General features: G+C 71.3%; 2 protein-coding genes. One reads left to right on the forward strand and one right to left on the reverse strand.

From position 1 onward, the window contains the following. The coding region (locus H1A17_RS33985; protein ID WP_228544753.1) for a helix-turn-helix domain-containing protein at nucleotides 1-351 on the reverse strand (351 nt) is incomplete at its 3' end. Between the two features lie 185 nt (nucleotides 352-536). Here H1A17_RS33985 and H1A17_RS33990 point away from each other — a divergent pair. Next, nucleotides 537-1,553: a TrkA family potassium uptake protein gene (locus tag H1A17_RS33990; RefSeq protein ID WP_145917737.1), complete on the forward strand. Its 1,017-nt coding sequence runs from the start codon at nucleotides 537-539 to the stop codon at nucleotides 1,551-1,553. Nucleotides 1,554-1,801 lie beyond the last annotated feature (248 nt).

Raw genomic sequence — 1,801 nt, forward strand, 5'->3', positions numbered from 1 at the left:
GCCCGTTTTGCGGGGAGAAGCCGGCGTAGGGGCTTCGAGCGTGTGGGTGGAGTTCAGTCGTGTGCTCTTCGTATCTAGCCGGGCCAGGCCGCCGCCCGGTGGCACGGGCACCCGACGCTCGACCCGGCGCAGCTCGTCGCGGGCCTCTTCGAGCAGGTCGGACAGGTTGATCCCGAGCGCACGGCAGATCGCCGCCAACACCTCGGAGGAGGCTTCCTTCCGCCCGCGCTCGACCTCGGAGAGGTAGGGCAGGGACACCCCGGCCGCGGCGGCCACCTCGCGCAGGGTGCGGCCCTGACGCAGTCGTACCCGGCGCAGCACGCCACCGATCACCCGACGCAGCAGCGACATGCGGGCCTCCTCGTGGCCGGTGTCCGGGGACCCTCCCATCATGCCGGTTTCCCGGGCCCGGCACCGCCCGCCGCGACCGTGAGGGGGCGTTCACCGCAGGTAGGGTCGGCGACCCGGCCGGTCGGTCCGCCTGCCAACCGCTATGTTGTGCTCGTGCAGGCGACCCAGGGGGAGCAGGACCGACCGTGATCCATTTCCCGGCGCAGCGGCGGGGTCCGCTCAGCGCCTTGAGTCTCCGCCTGGCCGCCGCCCTGGGCCTGGTCCTGCTCACCGTCGCGGTGGTCTATCTGGACCGTGGCGGCTACCGCGACGTGGACGAGAACGGGCTGACCCTGCTCGACTGCTTCTACTACGCGGTGGTCACCCTCTCCACCACCGGGTACGGCGACATCACCCCGTACGACCAGTCCGCCCGGTTGGTGAACGTCCTGTTCATCACCCCGGCCCGGGTGATCTTCCTGATCATCCTGGTCGGCACCACCCTGGAAGTCCTGACCGAGCAGTACCGGACCGGCCGTCGGCTGGGGCGGTGGAGGAGAACCGTGAAGGACCACGTCATCATCTGCGGCTACGGCACCAAGGGCCGCAGCGCGGTCTCCGCCCTGCTGGAGAACGGGCTGGACAAGTCCCGGATCGTGGTGGTGGAGCGCAGCGGGACGGCGTTGCGGCAGGCCACCTCGGCCGGACTGGTCGCCATCGAGGGCTCCGCCACCCGCTCGTCGGTGCTGGAGGAGGCGCACGTCCGCAACGCCAAGGCGGTCATCATCGCCACCGACAGCGACGACGCCTCCGTGCTGGTGGCGCTGACCACCCGGCAGCTCACCGCCGGTCAGGTACGCATCATCGCCGCCGTACGGGAGGCCGAGAACGCCCCGCTGCTGCGGCAGAGCGGCGCGCACCACGTGATCGTGTCCTCGGCGACCGCGGGTCGGCTGCTCGGCCTCTCGACCTCCGCGCCGCCCCTGATCGACGTGGTGGAGGATCTGCTCACCCCCGGGCAGGGCATGGCGCTGGCGATGCGTTCCGCCGAGCGGCACGAGGTCGGCAAGTCCCCCCGCGAGTTGGAGTCCCTGGTCATCGCCCTGGTACGGCGGGGCAAGGTGGTCACCCTGGCGGACCGGGCCGGCGCGGTGATCGAGACCGGCGACATGCTGGTGCACGTCCGCGACGACCGCCCCACCGCCACCACCACCCCCTCCTGACCGACCCGTACCGCCTCCCGGGCCTCCGCACCGCCCACCCGGCGGTCCGCCGACGCCGACGTGGCCGTGCCCCGACCCCGGGGCACGGCCACGTCGCACTGCTCGCCCGACTTAGCTGATGGTCCAGGTGTCGCCGGTGTGGAGGAGGGTGGTGAGTTGTTGTTCGGGGGTGTCGGTGGTGGTGTTTTTGGCGGTGGTGATTTGGTGTTGGACGAGGGTGTCGTAGGTGGGGCGTTGGGTTTGGCGGA

The sequence above is a fragment of the Micromonospora sp. S-DT3-3-22 genome (assembly GCF_015354745.1).
Taxonomy (GTDB): Bacteria; Actinomycetota; Actinomycetes; order Mycobacteriales; family Micromonosporaceae; genus Micromonospora; species Micromonospora wenchangensis.